Below are 17,821 nucleotides of genomic sequence, written 5' to 3'. Positions count from 1 at the left end.
CGGTTGCTGACGAAGCGCGTTTCGGTGGCTTTTCTGTTTTCAAACCCGCCCGCACACATGCGGGCATGCCCCGGAGAGGGGAGGAATGAACACGATGACCGAACTGGAAAACAAAACACAGGCCGAGCGCGCCGTGCTGGTTGGGCTGTCCTGCCCGTCCTTCACTGCGCAGCAGGACGCAGACGAGCGCACGATGGATGAGCTGCGCGCGCTGGCCGAGACTGCGGGTGCGGAGGCGGTTGCGATGACCTTGCAGCGTCGTCCTGCACCGGATGCGCGCACCTTCATCGGTGAGGGAAAAGCGGAAGAAGTACGGCAGCTTGCCGAGGCCAATGAGGCCACGCTCGTGCTGTTCGACAATGAGTTGTCTCCGTCGCAGACGCGCAACCTGGAGGAACTGACCAAATGCACCGTGCTCGACCGCTCGGCGCTCATTTTGGATATCTTTGCGCAGCGTGCCCGCACGGGCGAAGGTAAGTTGCAAGTAGAGCTTGCGCAGTATCAGTATATCCTGCCGCGTCTTGCCGGTATGTGGACGCATCTGGTGCGCCAGACCGCGGGCGGCGGCAAAAGCCCGATTGGTACGCGCGGCCCGGGCGAGACACAGCTTGAAACCGACCGCCGTCACATCCGTAAGCGCATCGACAAGCTCAAGGCAGAACTGGAACAGGTGCGGCAGGTACGCGCCGTGCAGCGCCGTCAGCGCAAAAAGACCGAGATGCCGTTGGTTGCCATCGTGGGCTATACCAACGCGGGTAAGTCCACGCTGCTCAATCAGCTGACCGGCGCGGGTATCGAGGCAAACGACCGCCTGTTCGATACGCTTGACCCGACTACGCGCAAAAAGCGCATTTCGGATACGCAGGAGATTTTGCTGAGCGACACGGTCGGCTTTATCCGCAAGCTGCCGCACCATCTGGTCAGTGCGTTTAAGGCAACGCTCGAGGAGCTGGCCTATGCCGACCTATTGCTGCATGTCGTGGATGTATCGGACGAGGATTGGCGTATACAGGCTGAGACGGTCGAGGGCGTTATCGCACAGCTGGGCGCGCAGGAAATCCCGCGCCTGATGGTGTACAACAAGGCGGATAAGTGCGCGCCGGAGTCGCTGCCGTTTTTCCGTCCGGATGAGGGCGTTGCCATTTCGGCTAAGACCGGCGAGGGCGTGGACGCGCTGCTGGCGGCCATTGAGCATGCGCTCGGACGCGGAAAGCATCGCGTTAAGCTGCTGATTCCGTATGCGGACGGCGCCGTGCTGGACATGCTGCACCGGGAGGCACAGCTGGAATCAACCGAGTACGCTGCGGAAGGCACGCTGGTCGAGGCGATTGTGGACGATAAGACTTACGGCCGTGTGGCGGACTATCTGGTTGAGGAATAACGCGCAAATAGAGCTGCGCAAAAACGGGGATACACGATGGAAAAGGACTATTTTGTTCCCTTTGCCGCGTATGGCGAGGATAAATTTGAAGAAAAACGTTCCAAGTTCACCGGACGGCTGTGGCGCGTGGAAACAGCGGAGGAGGCGGTTTCGCGTATTAAGGAAATGCGCGAAACCTATTGGGACGCAACGCACAATTGCTATGCCTACATTCTGCTCGAGGGCAACGTCATGCGCTATTCGGATGACGGCGAGCCGCAGGGCACGGCGGGCATGCCCATTCTGGATGTGCTGCGGCACGAACAGCTGGAAAACTGTCTGTGCGTGGTGACGCGCTATTTCGGCGGCGTGCTGCTGGGCACCGGCGGGCTGGTGCGCGCTTATACCAAGGGTGCGCAAATCGCTGTCGCGGCGGCGGGCGTGCAGCGTATGAGCCTGTTTTCGGTCGCGCTGATTGCGTGTCCATATAATCTATACGAAATGGTGCTGCATCTGCTGCCGGATTACGATTGCGCTGCTGAACAGACCGATTTCGGGGCGGATGTGACGCTGACCGTAACCTTGCCAGCGGGTGGGGAGGAGCGGCTCAACGCGGCGCTGGCCGAAGCGACCGCAGGACAGGTGTACGCTGAGGTGATGGAGACGCGCTTTATGGGCAGGCGTGTAAAATAAAGTGAAAAAAATTGCCCTGAAAAAAAGGATTTTGCAGATGGAGTCAGTATAAATCAAATAGACGAATTTTTGATGCCAGCAGTCAGGGAGGCGCGTGCCGTATGACAATCCGGGAACAGCAGGAGCAGCGGGAGCACCTGACGCTTGCGCCGTGGGCGACCTTTGCGGATGCTTCGCAGGGACGGCAGCGCGAAATGGAGCCGTGCGCCTATCGCACCTGCTTTCAGCGCGACCGCGACCGTATCATTCACTCCAAGGCGTTTCGGCGGCTTAGCCATAAAACGCAGGTGTTTATCTCACCGGAGGGCGACCACTATCGCGCCCGCCTGACGCATACGCTGGAGGTGTCGCAGATTGCGCGCACAATTGCGCGCGCGCTGCGGCTCAATGAGGACTTGACCGAGGCGATTGCATTGGGGCATGATTTGGGTCACACGCCGTTCGGTCATGCAGGCGAGCGTGCACTGGCCGAGGTGTGTCCGTTCGGATTTCGACACAATGAGCAGAGCCTGCGCATGGTCGATTTGATTGAGGACCTGAATTTGACGCAGGAGGTGCGCGACGGCATCATCTGTCATACGGGCGCGAAAAAAGCGGACACGCCTGAAGGACGCATCATCCACTATGCCGACCGCATTGCCTATATTAACCATGATATTGACGATGCCATGCGCGGCGGTCTTATTACAAACACCGATATCCCGCAGTATCTGCGCCGCCGTCTGGGCGACAGCCATGGCAAGCGCATTGATACCATGGTCACCGCGATGATTGAATACGGCACAGCGCATCAGGAAATCGGTATGGATGAACAGGTGCACGACGATATGATGGAGCTGCGCCAGTTTATGTTTGACCATGTGTATCACGGTACCGAGGCGCAGCGCGAGGAAATGCGCGCTAAGACCATGCTGCGCGGTCTGTATGAATATTTCGTAGTCCATCCGGACGAGCTTCCGGGGGATTATTTTGTGCTGATGACGCGCGGCGAACCGCTTGAGCGCGTCGTGTGCGACTATATCGCGTGCATGACCGACCGGTACTCGATTTCGGTTTACACAAAATTATTTATTCCGAAAAGCTGGAATAAGATTGAAGGATAAAAAATCCGGCTATCCTACAAAGGAGGTGGGCGAATGGCGTTTGACCGTGTGTTTCTGGATGAATTATCCGCACGGAACGATATTGTGGATGTCGTGTCCCAGTACGTTCAGCTGAAAAAGAGCGGCGCAAATTATTTTGGCCTTTGCCCCTTCCATAATGAAAAAACGCCGTCCTTTTCGGTTTCGCCCGATAAGCAGATTTTTCACTGCTTCGGCTGCGGCGCGGGCGGCGGAGTGATTACCTTCACGATGAAGGCCGAAGGGTTGGAATTTCCCGATGCGGTCCGCTATCTGGCGGCGCGTGCAGGCATGCAGGTGCCCGAGCAGGGCGAGGCCGACCGGCAGGCAGCCCGCCACCGCGATCGGCTGTACGCCTTGTGTAAAGACGCGGCGCGGTTTTACTATGATACGCTGTGGCAGCCGGAGAACCGCGTGGCACAGCAGTATTTTCTCGGGCGCGGCTTGCACCGGCGCACGATGAACCGATTTGGGCTGGGCTATGCGCCCGACTCGTTCCACGCGCTGCTCGACGCGATGACCGCGAAGGGCTATACGCGGGAGGAAATGCTGGATGCAGGGCTGCTCAGCCGCAGTGAAAAGGGGCGTGTGTACGACCGGTTCCGTGGGCGCGTGATGTTTCCCATCATTGACGTGCGTGGCAATGTGATTGCGTTCGGTGGGCGTGTGCTGGATGATTCCAAGCCCAAGTATCTCAATTCGCCCGAAACGCCGATTTTTCACAAAAGCCGCAATCTATTTGCGCTCAACCTGTCCAAGACTACGAAAAACGGGTATTTTATCCTGGCAGAAGGCTATATGGATGTGATTGCGCTGCATCAGGCCGGATTTGACTGTGCGGTGGCCTCGCTCGGCACGTCGCTGACCGAGGAGCAGGCGCGTATCATCGCCCGCCACACCGACCGCATTGTGATTTCCTACGACGCGGACGGAGCGGGGCAGGCGGCGGCACAGCGCGCGATTGACATTTTGAAAAAATGCGATTTGCAGGTCAAGGTGCTCAAAATTCCGGGCGCAAAGGACCCGGATGAGTTCATCAAAGCCAAAGGGGCGGATGCGTTCCGTGCGCTCATCGAGCGCAGCGAGGACCATAACGCTTACCGACTGGAGCAAATTGCAGCGAAATACGATTTGGAGGATGATGAAGCGCGTGTGCTGTTCCTGCGGGACGCGGCGCGCATGCTTGCCGGCATCGAAAGCAGCATCGAGCGAGAAGTATACGCGGGGCGCGCGGCCAAGATGGCGGGCGTGACTGCCGAGGCGATGAATGTCGAGGTGCGGCGTGAGCTGAACATCCGCCGCAAAAAGCAGAAAGCCGCCGAACGGCGCGAGATTCGCTCACCAATCGGTATGGCGCAGCCCAAGGACCGCACGCTTGCCTATGCGGATGTCAAATCCGCCAAGGCGGAGGAAAACGTGCTTCGCCTGCTGTTTTACGATCAGAAGCTGGCAGTGGGACTGGAAAAAGAATTGCCGCCGGCGTGGTTTTCCGCGCCTGTGCTGCGTAAGATATATGAGCGTGTGCTCGCGCTCGACCGGGAAGGCCAGATGGTGGATATCCTGTCCTTCGAGGGGTGGCTGGAGGTAAATGAGATGAGCCTGCTTTCCGCCATTCTGGATCAGGGCATCCCACCGGGCGAACACCGGCAGGAAATGCAGGAATACATAAATACGATACGAATGCAGCGCGTCAGAGATGGTACGATTACCGAAGCAGGCGAGGACCCGCTGCTGACCTTTGGACGAATAAAAAAACAAAACGCGGGAGGACAAACGATATGACGACAACGGGCAATGCAAACGCACCGGAGCATGCAGTGGACCAACAGCAGGTGCTCAAGGACCTGCTGGCGCTGGGGAAAAAGAACGGACGGCTGACGCTCAAGGAGATTGCGGATGCGCTGAGCCAGCTGGATATGGAAAGCGACGACATCGATAAGTTGTATGAAACGCTCGAAACCATGGGCATAGAAGTTGAAACCGAAGGCGTGCTGGAAAAGGCGCTGGGTGACGACGACGATGAAGTGTTTGAGCCGGACAGCGTGGAGGAGGTTCCGGAAGAGGAGCTGATAGACACCTCTGCCATGGCGGAAACCTTTGCCATTGACGACCCGGTGCGTATGTACCTGAAGGAGATTGGCAAGGTGGATTTGCTCTCTCCGGAGGAAGAGGTGACGCTGGCCGAGCAGATGCAGAAGGGCAACGAGGCAGAGGCCCGCATTGAGGCGGAGGGTGACGCCATCCCGGCGGAAGAGCGTGTGCAGCTGGACCGCGATGTGAAAATCGGCGAAAAGGCGAAAAAGCGTCTGGCAGAAGCAAACCTTCGTCTGGTGGTTTCGATTGCCAAGCGATATGTCGGCCGTGGCATGCTGTTCCTTGATTTGATTCAAGAGGGCAACCTTGGTCTGATTAAGGCGGTCGAAAAGTTCGACTCAACCAAGGGCTTTAAGTTCTCGACCTATGCGACCTGGTGGATTCGGCAGGCGATTACGCGCGCAATTGCCGATCAGGCGCGTACTATCCGCATTCCGGTGCATATGGTGGAAACTATCAACAAGGTTATCCGCGTTTCGCGTCAGCTGCTGCAGGAGCTGGGCCATGATCCCAGCCCGGAGGAAATTGCCAAAGAGATGAGCATGCCGGTCGACCGTGTGCGTGATATTCTCAAGATTGCGCAGGAGCCGGTGTCGCTTGAGACCCCGATTGGTGAAGAGGAAGATTCGCACCTCGGAGATTTCATTCCGGACGATGATGCGCCCGAACCGGCCGAAGCAGCGTCCTTTATGCTGCTCAAGGAGCAGCTGGTTGAGGTGCTCAAGACACTTACTCCGCGCGAGGAAAAGGTGCTGCGTCTGCGCTTCGGTATTGAGGACGGACACACTCGTACGCTGGAGGAAGTCGGTAAGGAGTTCAACGTCACGCGTGAGCGTATTCGCCAGATTGAGGCAAAGGCGCTGCGCAAGCTGCGTCATCCGTCACGCTCGAAAAAGCTCAAGGATTTTCTGAACTAATCATAAAAAAGCAAGCGCCCCCCAAAAGACAGACCATATCCAATCGGAAAATGGTTCGGCTTTTGGGGGGCGCTTTGTGTGAAGAAAAGGGATAGATTTTAAGCGTTTACGATGCGGCCTGTATCGGCTGATTCGCGGGCCAGCAGAGCAAGGCGGCTGTCCTCGAGCGATTCGGACAGGTCAAGCAGACCCGAGCCATGGCCCTCCAGCGTGTGAATGAAATCTTCAAAAATCATGGGCGGATGCTCAAGCGGCACCGGCTGGGAGCCGTCGTTTTGGTCGTTGATGAGGTAAACCGCATCGCCGCGCACCTCGATAACGCCGTGCGTACCCGCGGCGCGTACGCGGTCATCCCCATGGGTTGCTGCGTTGGCCGGACGAAGATAGTCGGCGCTGACCTGTGCGCAGACATCGTTTTCCATTGTCATCATCAGCTGTGCCGTGACCTCCAAGTCCTCATATCCTTGATTGGCAGTTGTCGAATGATGAGCAAAGATGGTCTTTGCGGCATGCGGATATAAATAACGGATGAAATCAATGCCATGAATGGACACCCATGGAATCAATCCGCCGTGCTGTGCACGATGACGGAAAAAGGGCGCACGCTGACCGAGTCGATAGGATTTTTGCGCGGTCAGCAAACGGATTTCTCCAATGGCACCCGCATCGACCAACTGCTTCGCGGTGTAGAACCAGGGGTCATAGCGTGCAGTCTGCATGGCCCACAGCAGAGCAGGAGAGGCGGCCGCTGCTTGCTGCACGCGCGTCAGGCCGTCTAGGGTGAATGCCAGCGGCTTGTCACAGTAAACATGAATGCCGCGCGCAAGCGCCTGACAGGTCATCGTTTCATGGTCGCAAAACATACCGTCTACAACCAGAACATCCGGTTGAGCATCGTCAATCATGGTCAGATAGTCAGGATATTCCATCGGTGACAGACCGAGTTTCGCAAAATCATCCAGCACTTCCGTCATGGGTTCACCGGTCCACGTGCGGCACCAGCCTGCAATTTCTACTTGCGGCAAACGGGGGAGTGCGCGGGTGACGGTGGCTGCATGGCCGGAGTTTCCTGCAATGCAAATACGAATCATATGTGTATCTCCTCTTTTTTGCGGAATCGTTCGCCGGAAAAAGCATGATACCCTTCCAGTCGGATGTTGGTCGGGCGATGCGCCCAGTCAAAACCGCATTCGGAAGGCAGTTTCCCGGTTTGGAAGCAGGTCCAGGCATCGTCGGCTAGGCCGCGCATAAACACACCGGGTTCCGGCGTGGAAACGTGCTCCATGCGGTCTGCGGGCAGCGGATAGACATCGGCCTGATCGAAAATGGCATTGCACATGGTCAGATGCGGCAGAACGGTATCTGGTGTACAGGGCACCTCCACGCTGGGGTCAGCGGCAACCGCTATCATGGTGCGCAGTTTCTGTGCAACGTGATATTCGCCTAAGGCGGCCCCATAGTTTTTGGTGCTGCCGTCATCAAAGGTGGCGATAATTTCCGCGGAATCATCGTTGCCCGAGGCGGTGACAACCGCATGCTCAAACGTATATTGCAGGATTGGGTCTACGTTGCGGTCTCCCGAGTGGGTCAGAGCCAAGAAAAAGTCACAGCCGGACGCGAATTTGCCTGAAACAAATGCGGTATCAAAGGTTTCAATCCCTTTGCCGTTGTACAGCTCAACGGCCAGACTTTTCGGCATGGCCGCAGTGTCAAAGCGGTCGCCCAGCACAAAACAGGTGTTATGTAAATAGTGTGCGGTTGCGTTGGTCAGGATGGAGTCCAGCACCCAATGGCCCTGTGCGTCCCGAATATGACCGCGCCAAGGACTGTTGTAATAGCTGTCATAGCGCTGCCAGGAGACATAGGTGCGCAGGGATTTGGGCGCGCCCAGCAGACCGGCTTGTATGTCGCGCTTGAGGTTCTGGATGGGGTCGCAGAAGGACATCTGAAATCCAACTCCCAGCTTGCGGCCGGAAGCAGATACTGCGGCGCGAATATCCAGTGCATCCTGCAAAATGGGGGCAAGCGGTTTTTCGCACAGCACATGTGCGCCGTGCCGGAGCGCCAGCAGGCATTGTTCCTTGTGCAGATGAATAGGGCTGGCGATGAGCACCAGATCGGCGGAACTGGCAGCAAAAAATTCTTCCGGGGTACGGTACATTGGTACCTCCTGAGCAGTCAGCTGGGTGTAGCGAGGTATCTTTTCGTAAAACGGGTCGATTGCCGCCACCAGTCGATAGCTTTCCGGATCGACAAAGCGTTCGAGCAGCCCCAGACAGTAGTCCCCGTATCCGCCTGCGCCGATGATTGCCAGATTGATGGTTTTCATATGCGTCCTCATCCTTTTTTCAAATTCTGCTCCAAAGGGCAGCGTAATTTTCTGGTTTTCATTGTATCGCAGCCGCGTCCCGACTGGTGGGATGCAGTTGCGCAATAATATGTAAAATATGCTATATTTGTTCACGTTCTCGATAGCGCAGCGGGGTGTATCCGGTTTCCCGGCGAAAGGTGCGGATAAAGTTGTTGACATCGGAAAAGCCGGCATGGAACGCGACTTCGCTGACAGGAAAATCCGAGTGGATGAGCAGGTCTTTAGCCGCGGCCAGACGGGCCTGTACCAAATATTGCTTGGGGCTGTATCCCGTCAGGCTCTTGAAGCAGTGGGTCAGATAGCAGGGCGTTAAAAAGACACGTTCCGCCAAATCACTGACTCGGATGGGTTCGGCGTAGTGTGTATCAATGTAATGCTGGACGGCAAAGACTGCGGTCTTACCGGCCTGCGAGGTGGCGTCAAACAGCGCAGGACGCAGTCGGCACAGCAAAATGAGCAGTTCGGAAATCAGGCTCATGTGCATGACGCCCGCAAATGAGTCCTGTATATGCTGCTCTTCCAGCAGTCGTCGGAAAATCAACTCAAAGCGTTCCATATGGTCGGATACGTCATATCGGTGGCAGAAACCCTGCGGACGGCTGCGCAGAGGCATGAGCAGCCGCCGGTCGGTAATCAACCGCTCGGTCATGTCCGGGTTCAAAATCACATAGTAGCGTTCATAAACCGGCGTGCGCAGTTCGAGAGAGTGTTCTTCAAATCGACCGATAACAAAAACCGAACCCGGTCCACCATCATAGGCTGCATCGCCAATATGAATGCGGATGTGCCCCTCCCGAATGAACAAAAGCTCATAGGCATTGTGGAAGTGGATGCGGATGGCGGTATCGCTGTCTTTAAAACAGCATTCCTGCATCACGGCGTTTTGCTCCATGGGGAAACCTCCTGATATCGCAAAATTTACATATTATCACACAACTTGATATGACTTTCTATCTGTCGGCTATTATATCATAACATTACAGTTGCTGCGCAGAAAAGCCTGAATTTCGTCAAAAAATTCTCTTTGTGCAAAGACGGCAGCGCAAGAAGAGTGAGAAGGAGGATTTATATATGGAGCATGAAAAGTTCCATTATAAGACAAAAAAGGAGTTGATTGAGAAGCTAGAGGAGATGGAAGTACATCTTCCTCTGTCGGATAACATCGATGTATTAAAGCGGCCGGTTTTAATTGGTGCAAAGACCGCAGCAAATTCCATTGCGATTCAGCCGATGGAGGGCTGCGACGGAACGGCGGACGGCAGTCCGGATAAACTAACCTTGCGCAGATATGACCGATTTGCAAAAAGCGGTGCCGGTCTAATATGGGCGGAAGCGGTTGCTGTTCTTCCCGAGGCACGCGCCAATCCGCGCCAGTTATGGATTCATGAGGAAAACCTGTCGGATTTCCAAAAATTTGTGGCCGATATCAAACAAGCCTGCATGCGGGAAAACGGCTTCGAGCCGATTGTGATTATGCAGGCGACCCATTCGGGGCGCTACTCCAAGCCGGAAGGTGTACCGGCGCCGCTGATTGCGTACAACAACCCGATTTTTGAAGGGGACAATCCGATTGCGTCTGACCGCATCGTGTCGGATGATTACTTGTTTGCGCTCGAAGAGAAGTTTGCCGATGCGGCCCGTTTGGCTGAACGGGCAGGCTTTGACGGCGTGGATATCAAGTGCTGTCACCGTTACCTGAACAGTGAACTGCTGTCCGCGTATACGCGCAAAGGCGCTTTTGGCGGCAGTCTGGAAAACCGAACCCGGCTGCTGCGCCATGGCGTCAAAAACGCGATGGACGCAACCGGAAAGGACTTTATCGTCACTTCGCGTCTGAATGTCTACGACGGCTTCCCATATCCATACGGTTTCGGCGTGCGTTCGGATGCAGGGGCGGAAGTCGACCTGACGGAGCCGCTCGAACTGGTCGGCCGTCTGCATAACGAACTGGGAATGCAGCTGCTCGATGTGACCATTGGCAACCCCTATTTTAATCCGCACGTCAATCGGCCGTATGACAATGGTCCGTATATTCCGAAGGAGCACCCGCTCGAAGGCGTGGCCCGCATGTATCACTGTGTCAGTACGGTGCAGAAGGCGTATCCCGGTTTGAAGGTGATTTCGTCCGGTCTGAGCTATTTGCGTCAGTTTGCAGGCAATCTGGCTGCGGGCGCGGTGGAAGAGGGCGGCTGTACGATGGCGGGATTTGGCCGCGAGGCGTTTGCTTATCCGCAGTTTGCCCATGACCTGCTGCACACCGGCAAAATGGACGAGCGGAAGTGCTGCATTGCATGCGGCAAGTGCACCGAGCTGATGCGTGCCGGTTCCACTGCGGGCTGCGTCATTCGTGACCCGGAATATCTGCCAATTTATCAGCGCGATGTACAGGGCAAGCAGTAAAGGGGGCAACTTACATGCAGAAAATCGCACTGGTGACCGGTTCCCGTCGGGGCATCGGTTTGGGTATCGCCCGCGCACTGGGCAAGGAAGGCTATTTTGTTGTGGTTTCAGCGACTGCGACACAGGATGACGCAGTCATAGAGAAATTGCAGGCAGAGGGTGTGGATTGCATCTACCTTCCGTGCAACATTGCAGAGCGCGAGGACCGGGAGCGTATTTTGGAGGATGTCTGTGCGCGATATGGCCGGTTGGACGTTCTGGTTAACAATGCGGGTGTTGCACCGGCGGTGCGCTTGGATCTGTTGGAAACTACCGAGGAGAGCTTTGACCATCTGATGCAGATAAATCTCAAGGGGACATTCTTCATGTGCCAGCTGGCAGCGCGCAAGATGATTGATTTGCAGCAAAAGGGACTGCCGGATTATGTTCCCCGCATTGTGAATATCTCTTCGATGTCGGCCTACACCTCATCCACCAGCCGCGGAGAATACTGCATCTCTAAGGCAGGCATCTCCATGACGACCAAGCTGTTTGCCGACCGCCTGGCAGAGTACGGGATTCCGGTTTTTGAGGTGCGTCCGGGCATCATTCAGACCGACATGACCGCAGGCGTGACCGAAAAATATCAGAAGCTCATTGCGGAAGGCATTACGCCAATCAAGCGGTTTGGTCAGCCGAAGGATGTAGCGGACTGTGTCTGTGCGGCGGTCAGCGGATTGCTGGACTTTGCAACCGGGCAGGTGCTCAATGCTGACGGCGGGTTCCACATCCGCCGCTTGTAAGGGGACTTACGGTATGATAAAGACTTCGATTTGCTGCGCAGGGCAGATCATGCCGGTTTATGCGCTGGATACGCTGGTGGTTGGCACGGGATGTGCGGGGTTTAATGCGGCTGATTGGCTGTATGATCTCGGTCGGACCGACCTTGCAATTGTGACAGAGGGCATTCAGATGGGCACCTCACGCAATACCGGAAGTGACAAGCAGACCTATTACAAGTTGTCTCTGGCGTCAGACGGTGCGGATTCCGTGCAGGAGATGGCGGAAACGCTGTTTTCCGGCGGCAGCGTCAACGGCGATACCGCTTTGGCCGAGGCGGCGGGTTCGGTGCGCAGCTTTATGAAGCTGGCAAATCTGGGCGTACCGTTTCCAACCAACGAATACGGCGAATATGTGGGGTATAAGACCGATCATGACCCGCGGCAGCGCGCGACCTCAGCCGGGCCGCTGACCTCACGCTTTATGACCGAGGCGTTGGAGCGCAGTGTGCAGCGCAAGGGGATTCGAATTTTCAATCATATGCAGGCTGTGCGGCTGCTGGTGGAAGACGGTAAGGTGTTTGGTCTGCTGGCGCTCGATTTGACCCGTCCCGGACCGGATGGCTGGACGCTGTTTGCCTGCGAACACATCCTTTTGGCGACCGGCGGACCGGCAGGGGTATACGATGCTTCGGTTTATCCATGCGGGCATGTGGGAATGACCGGCATGGCGCTCGAAGCCGGGGCCAAGCTGGTCAATTTACAGGAATGGCAGTACGGCTTGGCCTCGACCGATTTCCGTTGGAATGTGTCGGGCACCTATCAACAGGTGCTGCCGCGGTATATCTCGGTGGATGCGGACGGAAACGAGCGGGAATTTCTGCTCGATTACTTTGATACGCCGTCGCAGGCACTGGACGCGGTTTTTCTCAAGGGATATCAGTGGCCGTTTGACGTGCGCAAGGTGCATGGTTCCTCGCGGATTGATTTAATTATCCATCACGAAACCGTTGATTTGGGACGTCGTGTATATATGGATTTCCGCACGGACCCGACCGGGCTGGATTTTTCTGCACTTTCGGAAGAAACCTGTCAATATCTCAGAAATTCGGGCGCGCTCCTGCCGACCCCGATTGCAAGACTGGCAAAGATGAATCCGGATGCAATCGAGCTGTATCGGGCACACGGGATTGATTTGAAAACCCAGCCGCTTCGGGTTGCGGTTTGCGCCCAGCATAATAATGGCGGCATTGCAGTGGATGTCAACTGGCAGACCAATATTCAGGGGCTGTATGCGGCGGGAGAATGTGCGGGCACGTTTGGCGTGTATCGTCCGGGCGGTTCCGCGCTCAACGCCTGTCAGGTGGGGTCGATGCGTGCGGCCGAGCACATTGCCTATACGACAAAACCGCAGCGGTTTTGCATGGAACAGCTGGAACAGCAGGTGGAGCATGTGCTGACCGGCTGGCTGACCGAGGTGATGTCTTGTCTGGAGCATTGCGACGAAAGGAGCACTTCCTACACCATACGGCGGGAGATGCAGCAGCGGATGAGTGCGCAGGCGGCGCATATCCGCGATTTGACCGCGTTGAAAACGCTGGAAACGACGCTGGACACCGTTTTGCAGAGCTTTTTCACGGATTATAAGCTGGCAGCAGTGGGCGGCTTAGCCCAGATGCTGCGCACCCGAGATGTGCTTTTGAGCCAACGCGCTGTGGTATCGGCCATGCGGCTTGCCGCCGAAAAGTGGGGCAGCCGCGGTTCAGGACTGGTGCTAGACCCGGATGGCACAGACTGCGGAAGCGGTCTGACCGGCTACCGCTATCGAGCGCCGCAATCCGCCGGCATGGACAAACAGCTCATCACCGAAATGAAAGCGGATGGGATTTCCTCTTCCTTTACACCCATCCGTCCCATTCCGGTGCGTGATGACTGGTTCGAAACAGTCTGGAGCGGCTACCGCGCGCGAACAGGCAGGGAAGGCGCCTCCAATCAGTCGGATAGACCGAGCTGTTCGGTGTGAAGCTTTTTAAACTGATTGGGGCTGACCCCATACCATTTGCGAAAGGCGCGATAGAATCCGGTATGGTCGCTGAAGCCGCAGAGTTCCCAGACCTTAGCGACCGGAACACCGGCCAAGATGCTGTTTTTCCCCGCAAGCAAGCGCATCTGAATGACATATTGATAGTAAGAAATATGCATATTTTGTTTGAATAAATGGGAAATATGATATTTGTTGGTGTAAAATACCGCTGCGAGCTTGTCCAGCGACAGGTCGCCGTTTAAATTGTTCTGCACATAATGCAGGATATCGGTCAGAAGCGACACATGCACGCCGCCCTGCACCTGTTCGGTTTCAGCGGCAAGCGCTCGATTGTACAGGGTCAGAATGTGCATGATGACCGAGATACCCTCTGTTCGGTAGCACAGTGAGCGCTCGTGATAGGAGGTAAACAAGGTTACAAAGCTGCCGCGCAGCGTGATGACAGAAGCCTCGTCCCCACGGAACAAATAGCGTCCCTGGATGTCCTGCTGGAGAAAATAACCGCAGTCGGCATCCTGCCGGATGAGACGGCTGAGCGCATTGGCCGATATCCACACGACATAACGTTCATACGGAATGTCAAAGTCATGAAACACCGGATTGTGCAGCACATTCGGCGGAATAATCAGAAGGTCGCCGGGATGTAAATGGAACTGTTGGTCGTCAACGATATAATCCACGTGTCCGCCTGAAAAAAAGTACATCTCATAAAACTCGTGGTAGTGCGGCTCCACGTCATGGTAGTCGTTATCCACTGCATGCTCGACTTCAAAGTCATGCTCAGTCATGTAGTGCTTGAACAGCCAGGACTGTCGCTCTCGGTCATTTTTTTTCATCGCGGAACATCCTTTCCACCTTTGGTTATATTCGACAAGAAATGGGGATTTGGTTTAGGCAAATTTGCTATTCGTTGTAAAATAAAAGCAAGAATCACAATATTTAAACCAAAAAATATCATTTATTTTGAAAAAGATTGTTTTTATAATGGTAGCACAAAGCACGAACAGAGGCAAGTTATTGCGGAAAAACTTTGCTGGAACCGTGCATCTGCATACCGGCATGCAAGAGGCGTTCCGACGGGAACGCGGAGAACAAACAGGATTGCACAGAAAGAAGGAGGTATTTTCCTCATGAAAAGCATGATGAAACGATTGGTGGCGGGCGCTGTCGCAGCAGCGGCGCTGACCGCTTTGACAGGATGCAGCGGCGGGAGTCAGGACCCCAAGCATCTGCTGATAGCGCATGGTCATGGCGATTGGCATCCGGTCAACATTGGTTTGGAAACGTTCGCCCAAGAGATGGAGGCGGAGACCGATTACACGTTTGACATTTATCCCAACGGTCAGCTGGGAGATGACAGCGCAATGATTCAGCTGGTCAAGGCCGGCGTTATGGACGTTGCCAAGGTCAGTGCAAGTGCGCTGGAGCAGTTCAATTCGGCTTATTCCATTTTCTCTCTGCCTTATGTATTCCAGTCCACAGAGCATTACTTCAACGTCATGAACAATTCCGAAGCGGTGCAGGAGATTTTTAACTCCACCCGTGAGGATGGCTTTATCGTGATTGGCTGGTTTGATTCGGGTTCCCGCTCGATTTACACCACCAAGGATGGTCCGGTAGAGTCTCCCGAAGATTTGCATGGTTTGAAAATCCGTACCCAAAGCTCGCCGACGTCGGTTGCCATGATTAACGCGATGGGCGGCTCGGCTACGCCGATGTCCTCGGGCGAGGTTTACACCTCCTTGCAGCAGGGCATTATTGACGGCGCGGAGAACAACGAGACCGTTCTGGTAGACGACGGTCACGGTGAGGTTTGTAAGTCCTATACCTACACCCAGCATCAGTATGTTCCGGATATTGTCATCATGTCGGTCGATACGTTTGATTCCATGAGCAAGGAAGACCAGCAGAAGGTTTATGATGCCATGGCGGACGCTTGGGAAGCGCACGAGCAGGAATGGCTGAAAATCGTAGAACGCAATAAGGAAGGCGCGAAAGAAATGGGCGTCCAGTTCTATGAGATTGATAAGACCCCCTTTATCGAGGCATGTAAGCCTCTGCAGGAAGAATTCTGCGCAGAGAGCGAGGATAACGCCCGCTACTTTGCGGATTTCCAGAGCTACCTGAAGTAAGGAGGAAGAGAAATGAGAAAAGTCATTGACAAAATCATCGAAGTGCTCTGCACTTTGATTATGGGGTATATGGTTCTGGCCGTTTGCTGGCAGGTCATCACCCGTTTTATTCTCAAAAATCCGTCTACGCTGACGGAGGAGATTCTCCGTTATTTGCTGGTGTGGACGACAATGGTCGGCGGCGCATACGCTTACGGCCGCCACAAGCACCTCTCCATCAATATTTTGACCAAAAAGCTGCCGTTTGTCGGTCAGAAGATTTTGGATATTGCGGTGCAGGCCGTGGTGATTGCATTCAGCATTATTGTTATGATTGTCGGTGATCTGCGTTTGGTAGAAACCACTTCCAACCAGATTTCCGCGGCATTGCATCTGCCGATGCCGTTTGTATACGCCAGCATTCTGGTCGGCGGTATCCTGATTATCTTCTATGCGTTGATTTTTATTGCAGAAGACCTGAAGGCCATTGCGGAACACCGTGCGGATGCACCGGTTGCCGAACAGAAGTAAGAGAGGAGAGAAAGAAACATGAGTGTATTACATATCGGCCTGCTGCTGTTGGCCAGCTTTTTCCTGTTGCTCGCCTTGAGCGTTCCGGTTTCGATCAGTCTGATCGTTTCCTCTCTGATTACCGTTTCCACCATGCTGCCGCTTGACCTTGGCACCTTTGTTGCCTGCCAGAAAATGGTCTCCGGTGTTGACAGCTTCTCGCTGCTCGCCGTACCGTTCTTTATTCTGACCGGTGTCCTGATGAATACCGGCGGTATTGCGCACAGGCTAATCAATCTGGCAAAAGTGTTGGTTGGCCGCATCCCCGGCGGTCTTGCGCATACCAATATCGTTGGTAATACCATGTTCGGCGCGCTGTCCGGTTCGGCTGTTGCCGCGTCTATTGCCGTTGGCGGCGTCATGCTGCCGATGGAGGAGGAAGCAGGCTATGACAAAAAGTTTGCCGCTGCGGCAAACGTCGCTTCTGCGCCGACCGGCCTGATTATTCCGCCGTCCGGCATCCTCATCATTTACGCGGTTCTGTCCGGTTCCTCGGTTGTCGGTATGATTATGTCCGGCTACGTACCCGGTATCCTGTGGTGCTTGGCCTGTATGGCGGTTGCTTACATCATTGCAAAGAAGAACAAGTATCCGACCAGCGAGCGCGTTCCCGCTAAGGTTCTGTTCCAGTATTTTGTCGATGCAATCCCCAGCATTTTCCTGATTGTCATTATCATTGGCGGCATTTGCTCCGGTATTTTCACCGCCACCGAGTCTGCGGCTGTCGCGGTTGTCTATACGCTCTTCCTTGCCATGGTGGTCTATAAGAGCATCAAGCTGTCCGACCTGCCGGGCATTCTGCGCGATGCCTGCGAAACCACTGCGGTTATCATGTTCCTGATTGCTGCATCTGCGGTCATGAGCTTTGTTCTGTCCTTCACCGGCCTGCCGACCGCAATCGGTGAAGCGCTGCTGAGCGTTTCGGATAACAAGTATGTCATCCTGCTGCTCATCAACCTGCTGCTTCTGGTTGCCGGCATGTTCATGGACATCACTCCGGCTGTACTGATTTTCGCCCCGATTTTCCTGCCGGTTGTCACCAGCTTCGGCATGGACCCCATTCACTTTGGTATTATGATGGTCATGAACCTGGGCGTCGGCAATATCACCCCGCCGGTCGGCTCATCGCTGTTCTCAGGCTGTCAGGTATCCGGAATTGATATGGAGGATATGATTAAGCCGTTGCTGCCGTTCTATGCGGCGATTTTCGTAGCCCTGATGCTGGTTGCATATGTGCCGTGGTTCTCCATGGTCATTCCCAACATGGTTATGGGCTAATCAAACAGCACCCCCTTTCTTTCGGCCGGTGAGGTCCGGCCATACTCCCCACGACGGATGCGGGGCGGACAAATCTGTCCGCTCCGCGTTGGCGACTCTGCGGC

General features: G+C 55.1%; 15 protein-coding genes. 11 read left to right on the top strand and 4 right to left on the bottom strand.

Annotation, left to right across the window (positions count from 1 at the left end):
* Window positions 1-94: 94 nt before the first annotated feature.
* From hflX to rpoD, 5 genes are all read left to right on the top strand, one after another.
* Window positions 95-1,381: a GTPase HflX gene (gene hflX, locus ACTQ34_RS08040; protein WP_441363332.1), complete on the top strand. Its 1,287-nt coding sequence runs from the start codon at window positions 95-97 to the stop codon at window positions 1,379-1,381.
* Window positions 1,382-1,417: 36 nt separating this feature from the next.
* Window positions 1,418-2,053 carry an IMPACT family protein gene (locus ACTQ34_RS08035; protein ID WP_441363331.1) on the top strand — a complete coding sequence of 212 codons (636 nt, stop codon included), beginning with the start codon at window positions 1,418-1,420 and terminating at the stop codon, window positions 2,051-2,053.
* A gap of 101 nt (window positions 2,054-2,154) precedes the next feature.
* The gene (locus ACTQ34_RS08030; protein WP_441363330.1) at window positions 2,155-3,156 is read left to right on the top strand and encodes a deoxyguanosinetriphosphate triphosphohydrolase; all 1,002 of its coding nucleotides are present in this window, start codon (window positions 2,155-2,157) and stop codon (window positions 3,154-3,156) included.
* A gap of 33 nt (window positions 3,157-3,189) precedes the next feature.
* Window positions 3,190-4,956: a DNA primase gene (dnaG, locus tag ACTQ34_RS08025; protein ID WP_441363329.1), complete on the top strand. Its 1,767-nt coding sequence runs from the start codon at window positions 3,190-3,192 to the stop codon at window positions 4,954-4,956.
* Complete coding sequence (gene rpoD / locus ACTQ34_RS08020) at window positions 4,953-6,185, top strand: RNA polymerase sigma factor RpoD (protein ID WP_441363328.1); 1,233 nt, start codon at window positions 4,953-4,955, stop codon at window positions 6,183-6,185. Before dnaG ends, rpoD begins: the two co-directional genes overlap by 4 nt.
* Before the next feature lie 98 nt (window positions 6,186-6,283).
* On the opposite strand, the gene ACTQ34_RS08015 is transcribed toward rpoD, so the two are convergent.
* The 3 genes from ACTQ34_RS08015 to ACTQ34_RS08005 form a co-directional block, all read right to left on the bottom strand.
* Window positions 6,284-7,276, bottom strand: coding sequence for a Gfo/Idh/MocA family protein (locus tag ACTQ34_RS08015; protein WP_441363327.1), 993 nt, complete (start codon window positions 7,274-7,276; stop codon window positions 6,284-6,286).
* Window positions 7,273-8,514 (bottom strand): Gfo/Idh/MocA family protein, encoded by a 1,242-nt coding sequence (locus ACTQ34_RS08010; RefSeq protein WP_441363326.1) that lies wholly within the window; start codon window positions 8,512-8,514, stop codon window positions 7,273-7,275. The genes ACTQ34_RS08015 and ACTQ34_RS08010 overlap by 4 nt, the downstream gene beginning before the upstream one ends.
* A gap of 121 nt (window positions 8,515-8,635) precedes the next feature.
* Window positions 8,636-9,448, bottom strand: coding sequence for a helix-turn-helix domain-containing protein (locus ACTQ34_RS08005; protein ID WP_441363325.1), 813 nt, complete (start codon window positions 9,446-9,448; stop codon window positions 8,636-8,638).
* 179 nt (window positions 9,449-9,627) lie between these two features.
* On the opposite strand from ACTQ34_RS08005, the gene ACTQ34_RS08000 reads away from it, so the two are divergent.
* The 3 genes from ACTQ34_RS08000 to ACTQ34_RS07990 are packed head-to-tail and all read left to right on the top strand — an operon-like array spanning window position 9,628 to window position 13,737.
* Window positions 9,628-10,956 (top strand): oxidoreductase, encoded by a 1,329-nt coding sequence (locus ACTQ34_RS08000; protein ID WP_441363324.1) that lies wholly within the window; start codon window positions 9,628-9,630, stop codon window positions 10,954-10,956.
* Between the two features lie 14 nt (window positions 10,957-10,970).
* Window positions 10,971-11,738, top strand: a complete 768-nt coding sequence (locus tag ACTQ34_RS07995; RefSeq protein WP_441363323.1) for a 3-ketoacyl-ACP reductase — start codon at window positions 10,971-10,973, stop codon at window positions 11,736-11,738.
* Window positions 11,739-11,751: 13 nt separating this feature from the next.
* The gene (locus tag ACTQ34_RS07990; RefSeq protein ID WP_441363322.1) at window positions 11,752-13,737 is read left to right on the top strand and encodes an FAD-binding protein; all 1,986 of its coding nucleotides are present in this window, start codon (window positions 11,752-11,754) and stop codon (window positions 13,735-13,737) included.
* Here ACTQ34_RS07990 and ACTQ34_RS07985 read toward each other — a convergent pair.
* A complete protein-coding gene (locus ACTQ34_RS07985; RefSeq protein WP_441363321.1) occupies window positions 13,707-14,594 on the bottom strand; it encodes an AraC family transcriptional regulator in 888 nt (295 codons plus the stop codon). The genes ACTQ34_RS07990 and ACTQ34_RS07985 overlap by 31 nt on opposite strands.
* A 294-nt stretch (window positions 14,595-14,888) precedes the next feature.
* Between ACTQ34_RS07985 and ACTQ34_RS07980 the strand changes: the two genes are divergently transcribed.
* Genes ACTQ34_RS07980 through ACTQ34_RS07970 form a run of 3 tightly spaced genes read left to right on the top strand, consistent with a single transcriptional unit; the run spans window position 14,889 to window position 17,717 of the window.
* On the top strand, window positions 14,889-15,890 hold the full coding sequence (locus ACTQ34_RS07980; protein ID WP_441363320.1) for a TRAP transporter substrate-binding protein: 1,002 nt from the start codon (window positions 14,889-14,891) through the stop codon (window positions 15,888-15,890).
* 12 nt (window positions 15,891-15,902) lie between these two features.
* The gene (locus ACTQ34_RS07975; RefSeq protein ID WP_441363319.1) at window positions 15,903-16,400 is read left to right on the top strand and encodes a TRAP transporter small permease; all 498 of its coding nucleotides are present in this window, start codon (window positions 15,903-15,905) and stop codon (window positions 16,398-16,400) included.
* A gap of 18 nt (window positions 16,401-16,418) precedes the next feature.
* On the top strand, window positions 16,419-17,717 hold the full coding sequence (locus tag ACTQ34_RS07970) for a TRAP transporter large permease (protein ID WP_441363318.1): 1,299 nt from the start codon (window positions 16,419-16,421) through the stop codon (window positions 17,715-17,717).
* Window positions 17,718-17,821 lie beyond the last annotated feature (104 nt).

This window comes from Agathobaculum sp. LCP25S3_E8 (assembly GCF_052117165.1).
GTDB lineage: Bacteria > Bacillota > Clostridia > Oscillospirales > Butyricicoccaceae > Agathobaculum.
This window is presented reverse-complemented; position numbering and strand designations above follow the sequence as displayed.

Coding starts and splice junctions, on each gene's coding strand:
- hflX (WP_441363332.1), top strand. CDS start 95: ATGACCGAACTGGAAAACAAAACACAGGCCGAGCGCGCCGTGCTGGTT.
- ACTQ34_RS08035 (WP_441363331.1), top strand. CDS start 1,418: ATGGAAAAGGACTATTTTGTTCCCTTTGCCGCGTATGGCGAGGATAAA.
- ACTQ34_RS08030 (WP_441363330.1), top strand. CDS start 2,155: ATGACAATCCGGGAACAGCAGGAGCAGCGGGAGCACCTGACGCTTGCG.
- dnaG (WP_441363329.1), top strand. CDS start 3,190: ATGGCGTTTGACCGTGTGTTTCTGGATGAATTATCCGCACGGAACGAT.
- rpoD (WP_441363328.1), top strand. CDS start 4,953: ATGACGACAACGGGCAATGCAAACGCACCGGAGCATGCAGTGGACCAA.
- ACTQ34_RS08015 (WP_441363327.1), bottom strand. CDS start 7,276: ATGATTCGTATTTGCATTGCAGGAAACTCCGGCCATGCAGCCACCGTC.
- ACTQ34_RS08010 (WP_441363326.1), bottom strand. CDS start 8,514: ATGAAAACCATCAATCTGGCAATCATCGGCGCAGGCGGATACGGGGAC.
- ACTQ34_RS08005 (WP_441363325.1), bottom strand. CDS start 9,448: ATGGAGCAAAACGCCGTGATGCAGGAATGCTGTTTTAAAGACAGCGAT.
- ACTQ34_RS08000 (WP_441363324.1), top strand. CDS start 9,628: ATGGAGCATGAAAAGTTCCATTATAAGACAAAAAAGGAGTTGATTGAG.
- ACTQ34_RS07995 (WP_441363323.1), top strand. CDS start 10,971: ATGCAGAAAATCGCACTGGTGACCGGTTCCCGTCGGGGCATCGGTTTG.
- ACTQ34_RS07990 (WP_441363322.1), top strand. CDS start 11,752: ATGATAAAGACTTCGATTTGCTGCGCAGGGCAGATCATGCCGGTTTAT.
- ACTQ34_RS07985 (WP_441363321.1), bottom strand. CDS start 14,594: ATGAAAAAAAATGACCGAGAGCGACAGTCCTGGCTGTTCAAGCACTAC.
- ACTQ34_RS07980 (WP_441363320.1), top strand. CDS start 14,889: ATGAAAAGCATGATGAAACGATTGGTGGCGGGCGCTGTCGCAGCAGCG.
- ACTQ34_RS07975 (WP_441363319.1), top strand. CDS start 15,903: ATGAGAAAAGTCATTGACAAAATCATCGAAGTGCTCTGCACTTTGATT.
- ACTQ34_RS07970 (WP_441363318.1), top strand. CDS start 16,419: ATGAGTGTATTACATATCGGCCTGCTGCTGTTGGCCAGCTTTTTCCTG.